The organism is Hydrogenophaga defluvii, from assembly GCF_042665235.1.
Classification (GTDB): Bacteria; Pseudomonadota; Gammaproteobacteria; order Burkholderiales; family Burkholderiaceae_C; genus Hydrogenophaga; species Hydrogenophaga defluvii_A.
Window position 1 is genome coordinate 1 of sequence record NZ_JBHTBZ010000042.1, and the last position, 1694, is coordinate 1694.

Here is a 1694-nt window from a genome sequence, read left to right on the forward strand (position 1 = left end):
TGTTGATTTCCATCCAGAACTGACCCACCTTCACGGGTAATTTCCATCCAAATCTGACCCACGTAAGAACCCTAACCTGCTGCTTTTAGTGGCAGGAGTACAGGAGTGATTGACGTGGCGACATTGAGTGTCATCAGGCGTTGGGCACTGCGAGAGCATCTGTCCCTGCGCGAGATAGCGCGGCGTACCGGGCTGTCTCGAAACACCATCAAGAAGTACCTTCGGACCGACACGGTCGAGCCGCGCTATGCCAAGCGCGTGAGCGCCAGCAAGCTTGACCCGTTCGCAGACAAACTGGCAGGCTGGCTCAAGACCGAGACCGGGAAGTCGCGCAAGCAGCGGCGCACGGTCAAACAGATGCACGCCGACCTGGCCGCTCTGGGCTACGACGGTTCGTACAACCGCGTGGCCGCCTTCGCGCGTGTCTGGCAGGCCAAACGGCAGGAAGCCGAGCGAACCACTGGCCGTGGCACCTTCGTGCCCCTGACCTTTGGTGCCGGGGAGGCGTTCCAGTTCGACTGGAGCGAAGACTGGGCCGTCATCGGCGGCGAGCGCACCAAGCTGCAGGTGGCCCACACCAAGCTCAGCCACAGCCGAGCCTTCATTGTTCGGGCCTACCTGCTGCAGACGCACGAGATGCTGTTCGACGCCCACAACCACGCCTTCCGCGTGCTCGGCGGCGTCCCCAGGCGCGGCATCTACGACAACATGAAGACCGCCGTCGATAAGGTACGCCGTGGCAAGGAGCGCGACGTGAACGCGCGCTTTGGTGCCATGGTCAGCCACTTCCTGTTCGAGGCGGAGTTCTGCAACCCGGCTTCGGGCTGGGAGAAGGGCCAGGTCGAGAAGAATGTGCGCGACTCGCGCCACCGGCTCTGGCAGCCCATGCCGGCGTTCGCCACGCTGGCGGCCTTGAACGACTGGCTGGAGGGGCGTTGCACGGCTCTGTGGCGCGAGATTGACCACGGCAAGCTGCCGGGCACCGTCGCCGACGCCTGGATGCAGGAGCGGGCGCTGCTGATGCCGCTGCCGCGCCCTTTCGATGGCTTCGTGGAGCACACCAAGCGCGTCTCGCCCACGTGCCTGGTGACTTTCGAGCGCGTTCGCTACAGCGTGCCGGCCTCGTACGCCAACCGACCGGTGAGCCTGCGCGTCTATGCCGAGCGCATCGTGGTGGCCGCCGAGGGCCAACTGCTCTGCGAACACCCGCGCGTCATTGACCGACGCCACGACAGCACAGGCCACACCGTTTACGACTGGCGCCACTACCTCGCGGTGCTGCAACGCAAGCCAGGTGCGCTGCGCAACGGCGCGCCCTTCGTCGAACTGCCAGCGGCCTTCCGGCAACTGCAGGCAGCTCTGCTCAAGCAGCCCGGTGGCGACCGGGAGATGGTCGAGGTGTTGGCCCTGGTGCTGCACCACGACGAACAGGCGGTGCTGACCGCCGTCGAGCTGGCCCTGGAGGCCGGCGTGCCGACCAAGATGCATGTCCTCAATGTGCTGCACCGGCTGCTGGACAGCAAGGCACCACCTCCACCGGTGACTGCCCCGCAGGCACTGCGCCTGGTTCGCGAGCCACTGGCCAATGTGACCCGCTATGACGACCTGCGTGCGTCAGAAAGGAAGGTGCGCCATGCGTCATGACCCCGCCATTGCAGCCATCGTCATCATGCTGCGCGAACTCAAGATGTTCG

General features: G+C 65.0%; 1 protein-coding gene. It reads left to right on the plus strand.

Going from position 1 to position 1694, the window contains the following annotated elements; genetic code table 11:
• The first annotated feature begins 105 nt into the window (after nt 1-105).
• Nucleotides 106-1644, plus strand: a complete 1539-nt coding sequence (gene istA / locus ACFQU0_RS14295) for an IS21 family transposase (RefSeq protein ID WP_382201906.1) — start codon at nt 106-108, stop codon at nt 1642-1644.
• The last annotated feature ends 50 nt before the right edge of the window (nt 1645-1694 follow it).